The sequence below is a fragment of the Arthrobacter sp. NicSoilB8 genome (assembly GCF_019977355.1).
GTDB lineage: Bacteria > Actinomycetota > Actinomycetes > Actinomycetales > Micrococcaceae > Arthrobacter.
On the sequence record NZ_AP024655.1, the window covers coordinates 4152674 to 4168049 of the forward strand.

15 protein-coding genes and 1 pseudogene are annotated in these 15376 nt (G+C 68.1%); 5 read left to right on the forward strand and 11 right to left on the reverse strand.

The window, feature by feature from the left end; all coding sequences use genetic code 11:
- The first annotated feature begins 5 nt into the window (after positions 1-5).
- Positions 6-1448, forward strand: coding sequence for a S8 family serine peptidase (locus tag LDO15_RS18740; RefSeq protein ID WP_223981064.1), 1443 nt, complete (start codon positions 6-8; stop codon positions 1446-1448).
- Positions 1449-1510: 62 nt separating this feature from the next.
- Here the strand turns inward: LDO15_RS18740 and LDO15_RS18745 are convergent, their stop codons facing one another.
- Genes LDO15_RS18745 through LDO15_RS18755 form a run of 3 tightly spaced genes read right to left on the reverse strand, consistent with a single transcriptional unit; the run spans position 1511 to position 3506 of the window.
- Complete coding sequence (locus LDO15_RS18745; RefSeq protein WP_223981067.1) at positions 1511-2191, reverse strand: response regulator transcription factor; 681 nt, start codon at positions 2189-2191, stop codon at positions 1511-1513.
- A complete protein-coding gene (locus LDO15_RS18750; RefSeq protein ID WP_223981070.1) occupies positions 2184-2912 on the reverse strand; it encodes a histidine kinase in 729 nt (242 codons plus the stop codon). Before LDO15_RS18750 ends, LDO15_RS18745 begins: the two co-directional genes overlap by 8 nt.
- Before the next feature lie 6 nt (positions 2913-2918).
- Positions 2919-3506, reverse strand: coding sequence for a hypothetical protein (locus LDO15_RS18755; protein ID WP_223981074.1), 588 nt, complete (start codon positions 3504-3506; stop codon positions 2919-2921).
- A gap of 119 nt (positions 3507-3625) precedes the next feature.
- Here LDO15_RS18755 and LDO15_RS18760 point away from each other — a divergent pair.
- The 3 genes and pseudogenes from LDO15_RS18760 to LDO15_RS18770 all read left to right on the forward strand — a co-directional run bounded on the left by LDO15_RS18760 (position 3626) and on the right by LDO15_RS18770 (position 5928).
- Positions 3626-5013, forward strand: a pseudogene (locus LDO15_RS18760) (LssY C-terminal domain-containing protein).
- Positions 5014-5095: 82 nt separating this feature from the next.
- On the forward strand, positions 5096-5239 hold the full coding sequence (locus LDO15_RS18765; RefSeq protein WP_223981078.1) for a hypothetical protein: 144 nt from the start codon (positions 5096-5098) through the stop codon (positions 5237-5239).
- A gap of 47 nt (positions 5240-5286) precedes the next feature.
- The gene (locus LDO15_RS18770; RefSeq protein WP_223981080.1) at positions 5287-5928 is read left to right on the forward strand and encodes an NAD(P)-binding domain-containing protein; all 642 of its coding nucleotides are present in this window, start codon (positions 5287-5289) and stop codon (positions 5926-5928) included.
- Positions 5929-6027: 99 nt separating this feature from the next.
- On the opposite strand, the gene LDO15_RS18775 is transcribed toward LDO15_RS18770, so the two are convergent.
- The 6 genes from LDO15_RS18775 to LDO15_RS18800 all read right to left on the reverse strand — a co-directional run bounded on the left by LDO15_RS18775 (position 6028) and on the right by LDO15_RS18800 (position 12374).
- Positions 6028-6891, reverse strand: coding sequence for a phosphogluconate dehydrogenase C-terminal domain-containing protein (locus LDO15_RS18775; RefSeq protein ID WP_223981084.1), 864 nt, complete (start codon positions 6889-6891; stop codon positions 6028-6030).
- 1 nt (position 6892) lies between these two features.
- Positions 6893-7723, reverse strand: a complete 831-nt coding sequence (locus tag LDO15_RS18780; protein ID WP_223981087.1) for a TIM barrel protein — start codon at positions 7721-7723, stop codon at positions 6893-6895.
- Positions 7720-8571, reverse strand: coding sequence for a triose-phosphate isomerase family protein (locus LDO15_RS18785; protein ID WP_223981090.1), 852 nt, complete (start codon positions 8569-8571; stop codon positions 7720-7722). The genes LDO15_RS18780 and LDO15_RS18785 overlap by 4 nt, the downstream gene beginning before the upstream one ends.
- A complete protein-coding gene (locus tag LDO15_RS18790; RefSeq protein ID WP_223981093.1) occupies positions 8555-9025 on the reverse strand; it encodes a ribose-5-phosphate isomerase in 471 nt (156 codons plus the stop codon). The genes LDO15_RS18785 and LDO15_RS18790 overlap by 17 nt, the downstream gene beginning before the upstream one ends.
- A complete protein-coding gene (locus tag LDO15_RS18795) occupies positions 9022-10791 on the reverse strand; it encodes a dihydroxyacetone kinase family protein (protein ID WP_223981095.1) in 1770 nt (589 codons plus the stop codon). The genes LDO15_RS18790 and LDO15_RS18795 overlap by 4 nt, the downstream gene beginning before the upstream one ends.
- A 209-nt stretch (positions 10792-11000) precedes the next feature.
- Positions 11001-12374 (reverse strand): MFS transporter, encoded by a 1374-nt coding sequence (locus LDO15_RS18800; RefSeq protein ID WP_223981097.1) that lies wholly within the window; start codon positions 12372-12374, stop codon positions 11001-11003.
- A 212-nt stretch (positions 12375-12586) separates the two neighbouring features.
- Between LDO15_RS18800 and LDO15_RS18805 the strand changes: the two genes are divergently transcribed.
- The gene (locus LDO15_RS18805; protein WP_223981099.1) at positions 12587-13354 is read left to right on the forward strand and encodes a FadR/GntR family transcriptional regulator; all 768 of its coding nucleotides are present in this window, start codon (positions 12587-12589) and stop codon (positions 13352-13354) included.
- A gap of 129 nt (positions 13355-13483) precedes the next feature.
- On the opposite strand, the gene LDO15_RS18810 is transcribed toward LDO15_RS18805, so the two are convergent.
- Together LDO15_RS18810 and LDO15_RS18815 are read right to left on the reverse strand one after the other, a co-directional pair.
- Positions 13484-14578: a Gfo/Idh/MocA family oxidoreductase gene (locus LDO15_RS18810; protein ID WP_223987546.1), complete on the reverse strand. Its 1095-nt coding sequence runs from the start codon at positions 14576-14578 to the stop codon at positions 13484-13486.
- A 65-nt stretch (positions 14579-14643) separates the two neighbouring features.
- Complete coding sequence (locus tag LDO15_RS18815; protein WP_223981101.1) at positions 14644-15345, reverse strand: ThuA domain-containing protein; 702 nt, start codon at positions 15343-15345, stop codon at positions 14644-14646.
- Between the last annotated feature and the right edge of the window lie 31 nt (positions 15346-15376).

Genomic DNA, 15376 nt, shown 5'->3' on the forward strand with positions numbered 1-15376 from the left:
CCACGATGTTCAGCCAAGCCAGCCGCAAGGCGTCAAAACCGCAGCTAACATCGGTGGCGCGGGCCCCGCGCAGACACCGCAGCACCCTTTCCAGACCCGATGGACTTCGCTTCCGGCGTGCGCTGGCCTCACTGGCAGTCGTTGCGCTGGTCGCCGGCTTCGGTCTGGTCGCGGCCGCCCCGTCATCCGCGGCTGAGAAGGCGCAAAACTACATCGTGGTGCTCAAGGACGGTGTGGCGGACGCCGGCGCCGCGGCGCTCGCCCAGCAAAGCGCCTACGGCTTCACGGCCTCGAAGGTCTACCGCAACGCGGTGAACGGCTACTCTGCCACCCTGACGGCGTCCCAGGCACAACGCATTCAGGCCGACCCCAGCGTCGACTTCGTCACTGCGGGCCGAACATTCCAGCAACAGCCGGATCTTGGGACCGCGGCCAGCCAGGAAACGCCGCTGTGGCGGGAGCGGATCGCCGGAACGGACTCCAACGTCCGGAGGGCCCTCGACCGGGGGCCGGACCGGATCAATGTCAACGTTGCTGTGATCGACAGCGGCATCGATGCGACCCACCCGGACCTGAACGTCAAGGGCGGCGTTGACTGCCAGTCAGGCTCGCCCGTGGACGTGACCCCCGTTGATGTCATGGGGCACGGGACGTTCGTCGCGGGCGTGATCGGTGCCCGGAACAACCGCCTCGGCGTCATCGGGACCGCCCCGGGCACGCCGCTGTGGTCCGTCCGGGTGGTTGACGACGCCGGCCTGATCTCCGAGGAGAGCCTGATTTGCGCCATCGACTGGGTGACCTCCACGCACAAGGACCATGACAGCAGCAACGACATCGCCGTGGCCAACATCAGCATCGCCGGCGGCGCCGCGGATACGCCAAACTGCGGCAAGGGCACCGACCCGATGCACTACGCCATCTGCCGCTCCGTCCGGGCCGGCGTCACCTATGCCGTCGCGGCCGGCAACGCCGGTGAGGACTTCGCCAACACGGTGCCGGCCACCTATGACCAGGTGTTGACCGCCACCGCCATGGGCGACTTCGACGGAAAGGCCGGCGGCAAGGCCGCCCCGATCTGCGGCACACAGGACTTTTCAAAGTACGGGCAAAAGGACGACCAGCCGGCATTCTTCTCCAACTTCGCCACCACGAGCGAGGATAAGGCCCACACCGTCGCCGGCCCCGGGGTGTGCATGCTCTCCACCTGGCCCGGCGGCTACAGCGTAAGCAACGGCACGAGCTTTGCCAGCCCGGCCGTGGCAGGCTCCGTGGCCCTGTGCATCAGCCAGAAGGCCTGCACGGGTTCAGCCGAGCACGTCATGGAGCAGTACCTGAGCCTGACGAAGTCGTACACCAAGCGTCACCACGACTACGGCTTTGATGGTGATCCCGTCCACCCGATCGCCGCGAAGTACTTCGGCTACCTGACCCAGACGGTGAGCTTCTGACGGACCTGAGGCGGGACGGCTTGCCGCGACGTGGCCTGCGGCCGCCCGTCACGCCACCCCTCTCAGCCTAAAAGCCTGCGCTCGTAGGCGAACGCCACAAGCTGGAGCCTGGTCCCGAGCCCCAGCTTGCCCAGCACGCTCCTGAGGTGCGTCTTGACAGTCGCCTCGGACACGAACAGGCTTCCGGCAATCTCGGCGTTGGCCAGCCCCTTGGCCGCGAGCAGGAACACGTCCCGCTCCCGCGCGGAGAGGACTTCCAGCACGGACAGGTCCGGGCCGCCGGCCGGCAGGGTCCGGGCCGCGTGCTGGAACAAGGCCTGGACCGATCCCGGCGCAATCACGGAGTACCCCAAGTACACGGTCCGGATGGCGGCGAGCAGGAACTCCGGTTCGGCGCTCTTGAGCAGGTAGCCGCTGGCCCCGGCGTGCACCGCGTCGACCACGGCCTGGTCCCGGTTGAAGGTGGTCAGGGCGATGATCTTCGGTACGCCGGTCCGGGGCGCTTCTGCCTGCTGCACGATCCGCTGCGTCGCGCCGACGCCGTCCAGCACCGGCATGCGCAGGTCCATGAGCATCACATCCGGGCAGCGTTCGACGGCGAATGCCGCCGCCTGCTCGCCGTCTCCGGCATCCCAGGACATTGCCATGTCCTGCTGGCTTTCCACGAGCATCCGGATTCCCGCTCGGAACAGCGGCTGGTCGTCGACGATCGCCACGGTGATGGCCGATCCGGCATCAGCCACGGTGGCCGGCTTCCTCCAGCGACAGTTGCGTGCGCGCTGCAGTTCCTCCCGCGGGCGTCAGCTGTGACTCTGCGACGGCGGCATCGGCAATCCTTGTGCCATAGGGGAGGAAGACCGTCACCCGGTACTGTTCACCGTCCGGGCCGGCCGTCACCCAGCCCCCGGCCAGGTGTGCGCGTTCCCGCATTCCGGCGAGGCCGCGGCCCACCCGTATGTCGGCGGCGGGGTCCGGGCAGTCGGCCGCGGCACGGATCCCGGATGCCACATGCAGGGTCAGCCCGGGGCCGCTCCAGTCCAGGTGCAGCCGCACTGCGGTGCCGCGGCCACCGTGTTTCAGCGCGTTGGTGAGGCATTCCTGGATGATCCGGAAGACCGCGAGCTGCTGCCCGGCGGAGAGCTCCGCGGTAACGCCGGACTCGCTCTGCTCGATGGCGAGGCTGCCCTGCATGCGCGCGACCAGCGGACCGACGTCGCTGAGCCGGGGCTGGGGCGTGGCCAGGCCGTCCCCGTGGACACCTTCGATGACGCGCTGGGCGTCCACGAGGGCGCTCCGGGCCGACGTCGAGATATTTTCCAAGGCGTTCAACACGGCCCTCGGCTGGTCCTTGCTCAGATAGCGGGTGCCGTCCGCCTGTGCCGCGATCACCGCCAGAGAATGGGCCAGGACATCGTGGAGGTCCCGGCCGATCCGCGTCCGCTCCTGCTCCACGATCAGGTCCACCTCGGCCTACCGGAGGCTGGTCTGGGCCATGGTCCGGGCCCGGAAGAGGCTTCCGCGCTCCTGGTACATCGCCAGCAGGAGCCCGGTGGCAGCACATGCTGCCGCGATCAGCAGCAGGAGGGAAAAGAGTTGCCAGCCGAAGGCCCTGAACGTCCACCGGTCGCCCATGTACAGCGGCGGGAACCAGCCCACGCCGTTGCTGTAGCGCCATGACAGCATTAAGAATGTCATGGCGCCGGCGAACACCACGTTGGCACCGGCCGCGATGAACCGTGTCCTTCGCCCGGCCGTCCATTGGATGAAGGCCAGTGCGACAAAAGCCCCGAGGTAAATGGCCCAATGGTTGGCGTACATCTCATCAATGGCGTGTCCGAGCTGGCCCGCAAGCAGCCCGGCCGTGAATCCGAGCGACGCGTAGGGCTTCCAGGCGGCGAGGGCAATGGCCGCCGTCATCAGGATCAGCGGCCACATACCCGGCCAGCTGAGGAGGCTTGGCCCCATCCTGCCGGCCTCGGCCACGCACCACAGCGTGAAGAAGAGAACGGCCGCCGCGGGGGCGCCCCAATGCCGCAAAACTTTCAGTAGTGGTTCCATGACTGTCACCCTATCCACGGCGGTGGCCACGAGCCGGTCACATCCGGCCGCGCTCATCCTTTGGGACAGAAGATTCATCTTTCGAGCCAATCGAGGCTGGTGAGCGTAATATGGCGGCCATGACCAAGGCAGCGGTTGAGGTCACAGCCCCGGCCGGCGCGGTGCCGTACTCACGGCTGGACACCGTGTTTTTCGTGGTGGGCGGCGTCTCGGCCGTGTGGCTGACCTCCTTGCTGTTGCAACTGAGCTTCCAGTGGGGCTGGGCGCAGGTCTGGTTCCTCTTCATCTTCTGGGGCCTGCTGGCCTATCTGGTGCTCCCCCGGCTCAACCGATCCTGACCCGGCTGTATGTTCCCGACTACTTCATCGGCCGGGCGCGCACCAGCGACGGGCTCCTGGGCGATCCCGTAAACGTGGCCCTGCTGGGATCCGAACCTCAGGTGCATGCCGTGATGCAGGCCGCGGGCTGGACACTGGCCGATGACGTGACGCTGGCCAGCAGCCGGAGGATCGTCTCCTCCACCCTCCTGCGCCGCAGTTACCTCGAAGCCCCGGTCAGTCCCCTGTTCCTGTTCAGCCGGCAGCAGGATTTTGCGTATCAGCAGGAAGTCGACGGCACCCCCGGCAAACGCCACCACGTCCGGTTCTGGCGCTGCCCGCCCGGCTGGCTGCTGCCCGGCGGGCTGGCCGTGGACTGGCTGGCCGCCGGCACCTATGACCGTAGCGTCGGGCTGTCCCTGTTTACCCTGCAGATCACCCACAAGATCGATGAGAACACCGACGCCGAACGCGACCACGTCGTCGCAGCCATCACCGGGGCCGACCCCGCGGCCGGGGTCCGGGTGATCCGCGACTTTTCGACCGGCTACCACGCGCGAAACGGCGGGGGCGACACCATCTCCACCGACGGCGACCTTCCGATCGTCGACCTGAGGAACGTCGTCGCGGCGCCGGACGCGGCGCTCCGGCTTCCAAGCAACAGGACCTCGAGCGACAGCCGGAACAGGCGGCCGGCACCCACCATTGTCGGTGCGGTGTTCGTCGGCGGCCGCGCTGCGGCGGCCGCACTGCTGGCCCTGTCCATGGTGCTCTTTCGGGAGGAGCACCTGACCTCGCTTCTGCAGCCCGGAACCGGCCCGGCGCTCACGGAGGCCCAGGCCGAGGCGGCGCTCACCGCCGGAACGGTGGTGGTCCTGCTCTTTGCCCTGGCCTATGCCATTCTGGCCTGGTTGGTGTTCCTTGGCCGGAACTGGGCCCGGACAGTGGTCATGGCGCTCAGCACGGTGGCCATCGGCACGCAGGCGTTCGATGTCCTTCGTGGTGGTCCGGACATCACGCTGGCGCACAATCTGCCCGGTCTGACCCTGGACATCCTGCTGATTCTTGCGCTCTCCAGCAAGCGTTCCCGCGACTTTGCATTGCGCCCCCGCCAGGAACCGAAAACGGGATTCCGGCCGCGCCGGCGGCCGGGCACTCCGTTGAGCGGGCAAGGATCCGGGGGATCTTGACAGTCCGGATGGTCCGGGCGCTAGATAAAAAGTAGCCGGCGGCGGGGCTGTTCAGAGCAGGATTCGCAGCAGAGGAGCGGACATGACCAACGACTCACAGGCGACGGAGCGCGCCCACAGCGAGACCCCTGTCGAGGGTGACGTAGCGGCGGAGCCCTTTGACGACCGGGCCCATTCCCAGGACCCGGCAGAGGGCCCGGACATCGATGAGGAACCGGACACCTAACAGGAGCCCGGCGAAATATCTTCGCCGGCCACGGTGTTGGCCCGGGCATGACAACAATCGGAATTATCGGTGCGGGACACATTGGCAGCCAGCTCGCGCGCAAGGCTGTGGGGCTCGGCTACGACGTCGTCATCAGCAACTCGCGCGGGCCGGAAACGCTGGCCGGCCTCGTGGCGGAACTGGGGCCGAAGGCCCGGGCGGCAACACCGGCCGAAGCGGCAGCCGCCGGTGACTTCGCCGTCATCACCGTGCCGTTCAAGGCCATCGCGGACGTGCCCGTGGAACCGCTGGCCGGCAAGGTGGTCCTCGACACCAACAATTACTACTGGGAACGCGACGGGCACTTCCCTGCCCTGGATGCCGGCGAGGCCACCACCTCCGGCCTGCTGCAGGAGCACCTCCCCCGGTCCAAGGTGGCCAAGGCCTTCAACCACATCATGCACACCCAGATCACCACCGACGGAACGCCGGCCGGCACGCCGAACCGCCGGGCCCTGGCCACGGCGAGCGATTTCCCGGAAGCGGCCGAGCTAGTAACCAGGATCTATGACGAATTCGGCTTCGACACCGTCAATGTCGGCCCGCTCTCCGAAAGCTGGCGCATGGAACGGGACCGTCCGGCCTACGTGGTCCGGCAGAACGCGGCCGAGCTCGCGGAGAACCTGGCCAAGGCGCCCCGCACCATCTGAGCGCCTGATCAACGTGCCGAGGCGGCAGTTCGCGGCAATGCTTTTCGGGGACATTGCCGCGAACTGCGAACTCGGCGTACGAGGGGTGGTGCCGGACGGTTAGCTCTGGACCGCGGGTTCGAGCTTGAGCATCTTGGCGATGACGTAATCGAGCTCGGAGTCGTCGAAGATCTTCTTCCAGTCGTCCTTGATGATGGTGTCCTTGCCGTACTGGATGGCGATTTCGCAGGCCTCGGAGAACGGGTTGGAGCCACGCAGGGCGTTGGTCAGGGCGATCTGGACGTGGCCGAACAGCATGGCCTTGGCGGCCTCCTCGGGGACGCCGGCGGTGTGCACGGTCTCGTGCAGGGCTTCCTTGAGCAGGGTGCCGATCATGCACGCGACCGTCTCCACGAGGGTGGGTTCGAGGATGGCAAGCTGCTTGACCGTGACCCAGTGGACGTCGATCACGGGGGCGTAGATGACCTTGATGGTGGCCTCGGCGGCGGCGCGGGCGGCCTCGGTGGCGTCCACGTCGATCGCGGCAACCACGTTTTGCGGGGCGCCCTGGCCGCCGAACGTGTCGGCCCATTCTTCCTTAGTGGTGCGCTCCAGGAAGACCGAGGGGTGGCACGGGTGGGCGACGGCCTGGACGACGTCGTCGCGCTTGGCGAGCAGGCCGGCGTAGGCGGCGGCCGGGTCGAGGGTGAGCAGGATGGCGCCGGACTTCATCTGCGGGACCACGCCGTGGGACACAACGCCCAGGACGGTGTCCGGGACGGCGAGGATCACGACGTCGGCGTCCTTAATGGCGTCCTCGGTGGTGCTGATGTCCCGGCCTTCGGCGCGGACGCGGTCCTGGCCGGCCGGCGAGTTTTCGCTGTAGTAGACGGTGTGGGCGCTCTTCTGGAGGTTGGCTGAAACACGCAGCCCCATTTTGCCTCCGGCTCCGATGACGGCGACGGTCAATTGTTCTGCTGACATTTCAGTTACTCCTTAGGAAATCGAGGCTTTGCTGGGTCCACTGCTTTTCGAGGCGGATGGTCTCTTCTTCGGAGGCCTGCCACGGCAGCCAGTGCTCGATGATCTGGTTGATATTTCTTTCTTTGGGCTGCAGCTTCCGGGCCATGTAGGCATAGTCCAGGAGGCCTTCGCCGAGGGGAGCGCCGGCGTACGTGAATCCAACCCACCCCTCCTTGCGGCTGAACGCAAAGTCTTTGATGTGCATGTTCAGGACATACGGCGCGACGGCGTCAATCACCTCGCGCGGCGACTCCAGCGCCGCCACGGTGTTGGCGGGGTCGCTGCAGATGCCCAGGTACAGGCTGTCCACCCGGGCGATAACCTCCAGGACGCGGGCTGTGGGGACCTGTTCGTAGGTTTCCACGGCGATCTTCACCCCGGCGGCCTCGAACTCGGGCAGGACTCCGGTGAAAATGGCCACGGCCTCGTCCGCGTCCGGCGTGTGGCCCGGGACGTTGAACATGGTCCGCAGCAGCGGCGCGCCCAGGATCCCGGCGATCCGCAGGAATTTCCGGAGATGGTCCGGCCGGATGCCTTTGGTGCCGAGCTCCAGGGAGATCCCCAGGGCATCGGCCGTGGCCCGGACGGAGGCCAGCTCCGCGTCCGTCATGGATTCCAGCGGCGCGTAGTCGCAGATCTGGAAGAGGTCCACGCCCAGGGCCGCGGTCTGGGCCAGTGCCTCGTGCAGGCTCAGCGGAGCGGAGACCCGGTCCGAGAGCTGCCAGAAGAAGGCGTAGCTGCTGAGCCCGATGCGGGAGTCTTGGCCGTTTCCTGAAGCAACCGTGGAGCTCATGGCCGGCCTCCCGCCGTCAGCAGGAGCCCGAGGCGCGCGGCGGTTTCGTCGAGAATGGTTTTGAGTGCCTGCGGGTCGTGGGCGAAGCGGCCAAGGAACAGCCCGGCGACGGACATGTCCAGACGGCCGATAAGGCCGGGGCCGGCGCTGCCGCCGTAAATGACCCGGCTGTCTGCCTGGCCGGGCAGGGCGCGCAGGTGCGCGTCCAGGCCGGTGATGACGGCGCTGATGTACTCCGGGGTGGCCGGTTCCGGGGCGCCGATGGCCCATTGCGGTTCGTAGGCCACGATGGTCCGACCTGCGGGTCCCAGGGACTGGGCCCGGTTGAGGGCGGCATCGATGTCCGCCGTGCAGTGCCGGATGGCTTCCTCCACGGAGCCCGGCTGCAGCTCCCCCACGCAGAGCACCGGGGTGAGCCCGTTGCGGTAGGCGGCGGCGGTCTTGAGGCCGATTGTCCTGTCGTCCTCGCCGAAGATCCGGCGCCGTTCGGCGTGGCCCACCTCGGCGTAGCGTCCGCCGAGTTCGGCCACGGTCTTGCCGCCGACTTCACCGGTGTAGGCGCCTTCGTCTTCCCAGAAGATGTCCTGCGCGCCGGCGCCGGCCCCGGCCACGCCCAGAATCCGGGCTGCGTCGGGCAGCGCTGGCAGGGCAGGCAGGACAAACAGCTCGATCTCCCCGCTCTGCACGGCGGGGTGCGCCAGGGCGACGGCGGCCACGTCGCGGCAGTAGTCCAGCGTGCGCTGGTAGCCGAAGTACATTTTCAGGCTGACGCCGATGACCGCTCCCCGGGGGGACGTGCCGGCCGCGGCGGCTGCTGTGCCTGTGGCGGGGTTAGCAGGAAGTGACACCCTCGTAGTCCTTAATCAGTGTGACTTTCTCGGCCGAGGCCGAGGTTTCGTCGAACGTGTAGGTGAGCCATTCGCGGGCCAGCCGGCGGGCGAGTTCCAGGCCGACGACGCGCTGGCCGAAGGTGAGCACCTGGGCGTTGTTGCTCAGGATGGCCCGTTCCACGGAGAAGCTGTCGTGCGCCGTGACGGCACGGACACCGGGGACCTTGTTCGCTGCGATGGCCACGCCGAGGCCCGTCCCGCAGACCAGGAGGGCCCGGTCGGCCTCGCCGGCGGCCACGAGTTCCGCGGCGGCGATGGCCACGGAGGGGTAGGGCGTGTGGCTGGTGGCGTCGACGCCGACGTCGCGGACGGACTCCACGAGCCCGCTGGCCTCCAGGTCCGCCTTAAGGGCCTCCTTGTATTCGAATCCGGCGTCGTCAGACCCGATGACCAGGCGCAGTTTGGCGCTCATGCGTTCTCCTTAACTCTGTTTTCCTCGGAAAGGGTGTTGTGAATGGCTCGGACGATCAGCGCCATGGACACGGCGCCCGCGTCGGGGGTGCCGAGGCTCTTCTCGGCGTGCGGGCGGGCGCGGCCCATGAGGGGCAGCAGCTGGGCGGTGTCCTCGGCGGCCTGCTGGGCAACGGCCGCGGCCGCGCCCCACGCCTCGGCCAGGTCCTGTCCGGCGTCCACGCCGCCGGACAGGGCGTCGCGGAACGGGACGAGGACGTCCACGAGGGTCTTGTCCCCGGGAGCGGCCTTGCCGAAGTCCATGATGGCGGCGGCGGCCTGCGCCACCCCGGCGGCGACAGCGCCGGCGTCGGGGGCGGTGGTGTTCCCGAGGGCGTCCCCGACCGCGCGCAGGGCCATGCCCCACAGGGCGCCGGAGGTGCCGCCGGCCTTGTCCGCCCAGGCGTCGCCGGCGAGGTGGAGGGTGGTGGCGGCGCCGGCGCCGCGGGCGACGGCGGCTTCCGCGGCGTCGACGGCGGCGCGGACACCGCGTTCCATGCCGATGCCGTGGTCGCCGTCGCCGGCGACCGCATCGATGCGGCCCAGTTCCTCGGCGTTGGCGTCCACGACGTTCTTCGCGGCGCCGAGCGCGGCCAGGACGCGGACAGCGCCGGCGCGGGATTCCTCGGAGGCGTCCGGGATCGTCGCTTCGGTCTCGGCGGGGTCGGTGAAGTCGGCGGCGTCGAGGGCCGCAGCGGTGACGGCGCCGCGGCGGAAGGCCGGGGCGTCGGCGGGGGCGTGCCAGAGGGTCTCGAGTTCGTCGTCGAGCCAGAAGAGCGTCAAGGAGGTGCCGGCCATGTCGAAGCTCGTGACGAGCTCGCCCACCTGCGGGTCCACGGCGTCCAGGCCGGCCTCGGCGAGGAGCTGGGCGACGCGGCGGTAGACCACGAACAGCTCTTCGTATTTGACGCTGCCCAGGCCGTTGAGGATGGGGACCACCCGCGGCCGGGCAACAGCGCCTGCCGAAGTGTCTCCCTCGGACAGGTTTTCGGGGATTTCGGTGAGGAGTTTGGCGACGAGGAGCTCGGCGAGTTCGTCCGCCGTCGGGATGCCTGTCTCCCCGATGCCGGGCTCGCCGTGGATGCCCATGCCGACGGCCATCCGGCCCTCGGGGACGGAGAAGAGCGGGTGGTCCGCGCCCGGGAGGGTGCAGCCGGAGAAGGCGACGCCGAAGGAGCGGGTGCGGTGGTTGGCGCGGTCGGCGATCTCGACGGCCTGGTCCATGGTGTACCCGGCCTCGGCCGCGGCGGCCGCCACTTTGAAGACCGTGAGGTCGCCGGCGATCCCGCGGCGCTTGGCGTGCTCGGCCGGCGGGGCGGAGGAGACGTCGTCGGTGACGGCGATGCTGCGGCAGTCGATGCCTTCGGCGCGGAGCCGGGCCTGGGCCTGGTTGAAGTGCAGGACGTCGCCGGCGTAGTTGCCGTAGCCCAGGAGCACGCCGCCGCCGTTGTTCGCGGCCTTCGCCACGTTGTAGATCTGCTGGGCGGACGGGGAGGCGAACAGGTTGCCCATCGCGGCGCCGTGCGCCATGCCCTGGCCCACGAGTCCGGCGAACGCGGGGTAGTGGCCGGACCCGCCGCCGATCACGAGCGCCACGGTCTCCGGGGTGCTGTGGGTGTTGCGGACGACGCCGCCGGAGACGCGCCTGACCCAGCGGCTGTGGGAGGCGACGAAGCCTTCGATCATTTCGTCAGCGAAGGCTGCGGGGTCATTGAACAGGCGGGTCATGGCGGTACTCCTGAAAGAGGGAAAGCTGCTTGGTGGGTGTCCGCCGCGGCCGGATGGCGCGCGGCGGACACCGGTTCGGTGGGAGCGCCCGCGGCGGGGGCGGCTCTTGTTCGGGTGGGTCCCGCCGGGAGCGGGCTCCCGCGGAGCGGGCTGTGTCCGTTAGAGGACTCCGTCCGTTAGCGGGGCGCGTCCTTAGCGGGCTGTGTCCGTTAGCGGGCGGCGGCTGACTCCGAGTCCGCAGACTCCCCGGGCTGAGGGGCGAGGTTCCGGGCTGCCCTGTGGGCGGTGCCCTTGCGGGCGAGCACCACCATCAGGACGGCCGAGAGGACCATGAAGCCGCCCACCACGAACATGGGCACGTTGTAACTGCCGGTCCAGTCCTTGAGCCAGCCGGTGACGTAGCCGGCGCTGAACCCGGCCAGGTTGCCCACGGTGTTGATCAGGGCGATCCCGGCGGCGGCCGCGGCCCCGGTGAGGAATTGGGTGGGGACAGTCCAGAAGTTCGGCAGGGCCGCGAAGATGGACATCGCAGTGAGGGTGATGATCGCGATCGTGGCCGCCGGCGATCCCGCAAAGAGTGCCAGCGGGATGCTCAGGCCGCCGACGAGGGCCGGGACGGCGATGTGCCAGGTCTTGACGCCGCGCTTGGTGGCGTCCTTGGACCAGAAGTACAGGGCAAAGGCGGCCGGCAGGTACGGGATGGCCGTGATCAGGCCCTTCTGGAAGACGTCGAACTTGGTGCCGTACAGGCCCTCGAAGCCGGAGATGATGGTCGGCAGGAAGAAGCCGAGAGCGTACAGGCCGTAGATGAAACCGAAGTAGATCAGGGCGAGCATCCAGACCCGGCCGTTGCCGAAGACGGTGCGGACGCTGACGTGCTTGTTGCCGGCGGCGGTTTCGTTCTTTTCCTTCTCCAGTGCGCCGGTCAGCCAGATCTTTTCATCCGGCGTCAGCCACTTGGCCTTGGCCGGGGAATCAGCAAGGTAGAACCACGCGGCGATGCCGATCAGGATGGCGGGGATGGCGACGCCGAAGTACATGACGCGCCAGCCTTCAAGGCCGAAGAGGCCATGCTGCTGGATGAGGAGGGCGGCCAGCGGTGCTCCGATGACGGTGGTCAGCGGCTGGGCCAGGTAGAACAGGGCCAGGATCTTGCTGCGGTGCCGCGACGGGACCCAGAGGCTGAGGAAGAGGATGGCGCCGGGGAAGAAGCCGGCCTCGGCCACGCCCAGGATGAAGCGCAGGACGTAGAGCTGCTCCACACTGCCCACCCAGGTGAAAAGCAGGGAGACTATGCCCCAGCTGACCATGATGCGGGCCAGCCAGCGGCGGGCGCCGAACTTGTGCAGGGCGAGGTTGCTGGGGACTTCCAGCAGGATGTAGCCGATGAAGAAGACGCCGGAGGCGAAGCCGAACTGGGCCGCCGAGAGGGCGAGATCCGTGTTCATGCCGTTGGGGCCGGCAAAGGAGATGGCCGTGCGGTCCAGATAGTTGATGAAGAACATGAGAGCGACAAACGGCACCAGCCGCACTGCCACTTTCCTGATTGCAGATCTTTCGACCACTGATTGCGTGGTGTCCACATTGACTCCTTGATGTCGGGATCCCGGTAGCGTCCTTCGCTGGAAGCCTGGGGATTGGTCTCATCGCGTAGCTCCGGAGGCTGGCCAGGCCTCAACTAAGCGTGTGATAAAAACCATAAGGCGTCTATCCCAAATTGGTCAACCGGTTGACATGTTTATTTCTTGGCGGACGTCAACATGGCTCTGCGGGCGCTGGTTGTTACGCTGTGGAGGTGTCCGTTAACTCCGCCGCCTCGACGGCAAAAATCAGTGCTGCGCTCGGCTCCATGGTGCAAGGCTCTGTGGTGTCCGAAGTCGCCGAACGGCTCCTTGGCTACTTCACAAGTGGCGAAATCGCCGTCGGAACCCGCCTGCCGGCAGAGCGTCAGCTCGCCGCGTCGCTGGGGGTCGGACGCTCCGCAGTCCGCGAAGCCCTCGCTGCACTGGAGATCCTCGGGATCGTCATCGTCCGGCCGGGTTCCGGAACCTATCTTCGCGGCGGCATCTCCGAGCTACTCCCCCGCACACTGAGCTGGGGCCTGATGCTGGGCGCCCCGCGCACGCGCGAACTCGTGGAACTGCGCGGCGGACTCGAAGTCCAGGCCGGCCAGTTGGCGGCCCGGCGGATCACCGACGACGCCCTGGACCGGATGCGCGAAAACCTGGCCACCATGGACCAGAGCCTCGACGACCTCGCGACGTTCGTGGAGGCCGACGCCGCCTTCCACCGGGAAATCGCGGCCGCCTCCGGCAACCAGGTCCTGCAGGAGCTGCTGCAGAGCATCCGCTCGCTGCTGCGCATCTGGGTGGACCGTGCCCTCACGGACGAGGGGCACGCGGCGGCGGCCCTGGCCGAGCACCGCGAAATCTTCCGCGCCCTGGAATCCCGCGACGAGGCCGCCGTCACCTCAGCCATGCGCTCCCACATGGACACAGCCTCCCGGCGCCTCCTGGCCGGATTCGACGCCGACCAGGCTCCGCCGGAGGCTGAAGCGGACTGACGCCGGCCGCCACTCCCCCAACGCGCGAATTCGCCGGAAAGCTGCCGAGTTTCGCAGGCGGTCCCTGCGAACGGGCAGCTTTCCGGCGAATTCGGCCGGCCAGTGGTAGGAGATGCGGCAGGGCGGTCGCTAGGCGGTGACCGCCACGGCCGGCTCGGCGATGGCGGTGAGTTCCACCGGCGCGGGACGCGCAACCGTGCTGCCGATCCGGACGGGTGCACCCGTGTGCGCCGAGTCGAGCACGGATTCCATCACGTCGAGGGCGTGGAAGGCCAAGGCACCGCCTGCCCTGGGCTCCTGGCCGGCAGGAGTGCGGACGAGGTCTGCGATGCCGAAGCCCCGCCCCGAGTCCTCGTAGCCGGCGGAGACGGGAAGGGTTTCCCAGTCATCCGCACCGAGCGCAAATACCTGCACGTCGCCGTCGAAGTGGTTGGGATCCGGGACCGCCAGGGAGCCGTGCTCGCCATGGATTTCGATGTTGGCGCTCTTGGTCTTCACGGCATCGAAGCTCATCACCAGCGTGGACAAGGCTCCCGAGGCGTGGACCAGGACGCCGGTCACGTGGGTGTCGATCGCCACCGGCACGCTTTGGCCAACGCGTGCGCCCGAGCCGATGATCCGCTCGCCGCGGGTGTGGCTGGCCGCCCCGATCACCGAGACCACCGGCCCCAGCAGGGTGACCAGGGCCGAGACGTAGTACGGTCCCATGTCCAGGAGCGGGCCGCCGCCGGGCTGGTAGTAGAAGTCCGGGTTCGGGTGCCAGCGCTCGTGACCGGGTGTGACCATGGTGGCGGTCGCGGAGATGGGCTTGCCGATCAGGCCATCGTCAATAGCCTTCCGGGCGGTCTGGATCCCGGTGCCGAGCACGGTGTCCGGGGCGCAGCCGACCGCGACGCCTGCTGCCCGGGCTGCGTCCAGGACCTGGCGGGCCTCCGCCGTCGTCGCCGCGAGGGGCTTCTCGCCGTAGACGGATTTGCCGGCCGCAATGGCGCGCAGCGCGACCTCGGCGTGGGCTGCCGGGATGGTCAGGTTCAGGACGAGGTCGACGTCGTCCGCGGCCAGGAGCGCGTCGACGGTGAGCGCCCGGACGCCAGGGTACGAGTCGGCCACTGCCTGCGCCCGGGCGGGGTCCAGGTCCGCGACGGCGACAAGGTTGATGTCCTCCAGACGGCGGAAGTTCGCCAGGTACTGGGCGATGATGGCTCCGCAGCCGATGATGCCCACGTTTGTTGGCCGGTCTGTTGTTGACTGGTCTGTTGTTGACTGGTCTGTTGTTGACTGGTCTGTGTCTAACGGCTTGCCCACAGCAGGCCCCTTTCGATGATGGTGCGGACGTTGCTGTCCTGGAGGATTTCGACCCGGTGCCCGGGGGTGCAAACGAAGATCTTGCCCTTTCCCCATTGCCGGGTCCAGATGGCGGGCGAGGTGACTTCCCGGTGCCAGGGGTCCCATTCCCGGACTTTCTGGGTGGTGGTGGCCAGGACGTCGATGTAATCGTCCGCAAGGACCCAGTATTGTTCCGTGACGAGATCAAAGTCGCCGAGGCCTGCGGTGATCGGATGATCCGCGGCCGCGGGGAGCATGTTGACGGTGTACGGGACGTAGTTGTCCGGCTGCCCGCCCGTCCGCTCATCCGGGTGCTTGCCCGGGTGGCAGGCAAACTGGCCGCCGATCAGGTGCAGGTAGTCCGAGGTGTCGCGGTAGGAATCCGCGATGCCGCCGTGCCAGCCGGCGAGCCCGGTGCCGTTCTCCACGGCGGCCCGGAGGCCCTCGAACTCGTCTTTTTCGATGGTGGACATGGTCATGCACTGCAGAATCAGGTCCACGCCGGCCAGGTAGTCGGCGTCGGCGTAGATCTTGGGCGACTCCTCCACCCGGACGTCGTAGCCGTTGGCTTTCAGGTAGGGGATGAATTCCTCGGTGGCTTCAACGGGCTGGTGCCCGTCCCAGCCGCCGCGCACCACGAGGGCGGTCTTGGTATCGGTCGTCATGGGGTTCCTCTGTACTTCGTTGGTTTGTTCC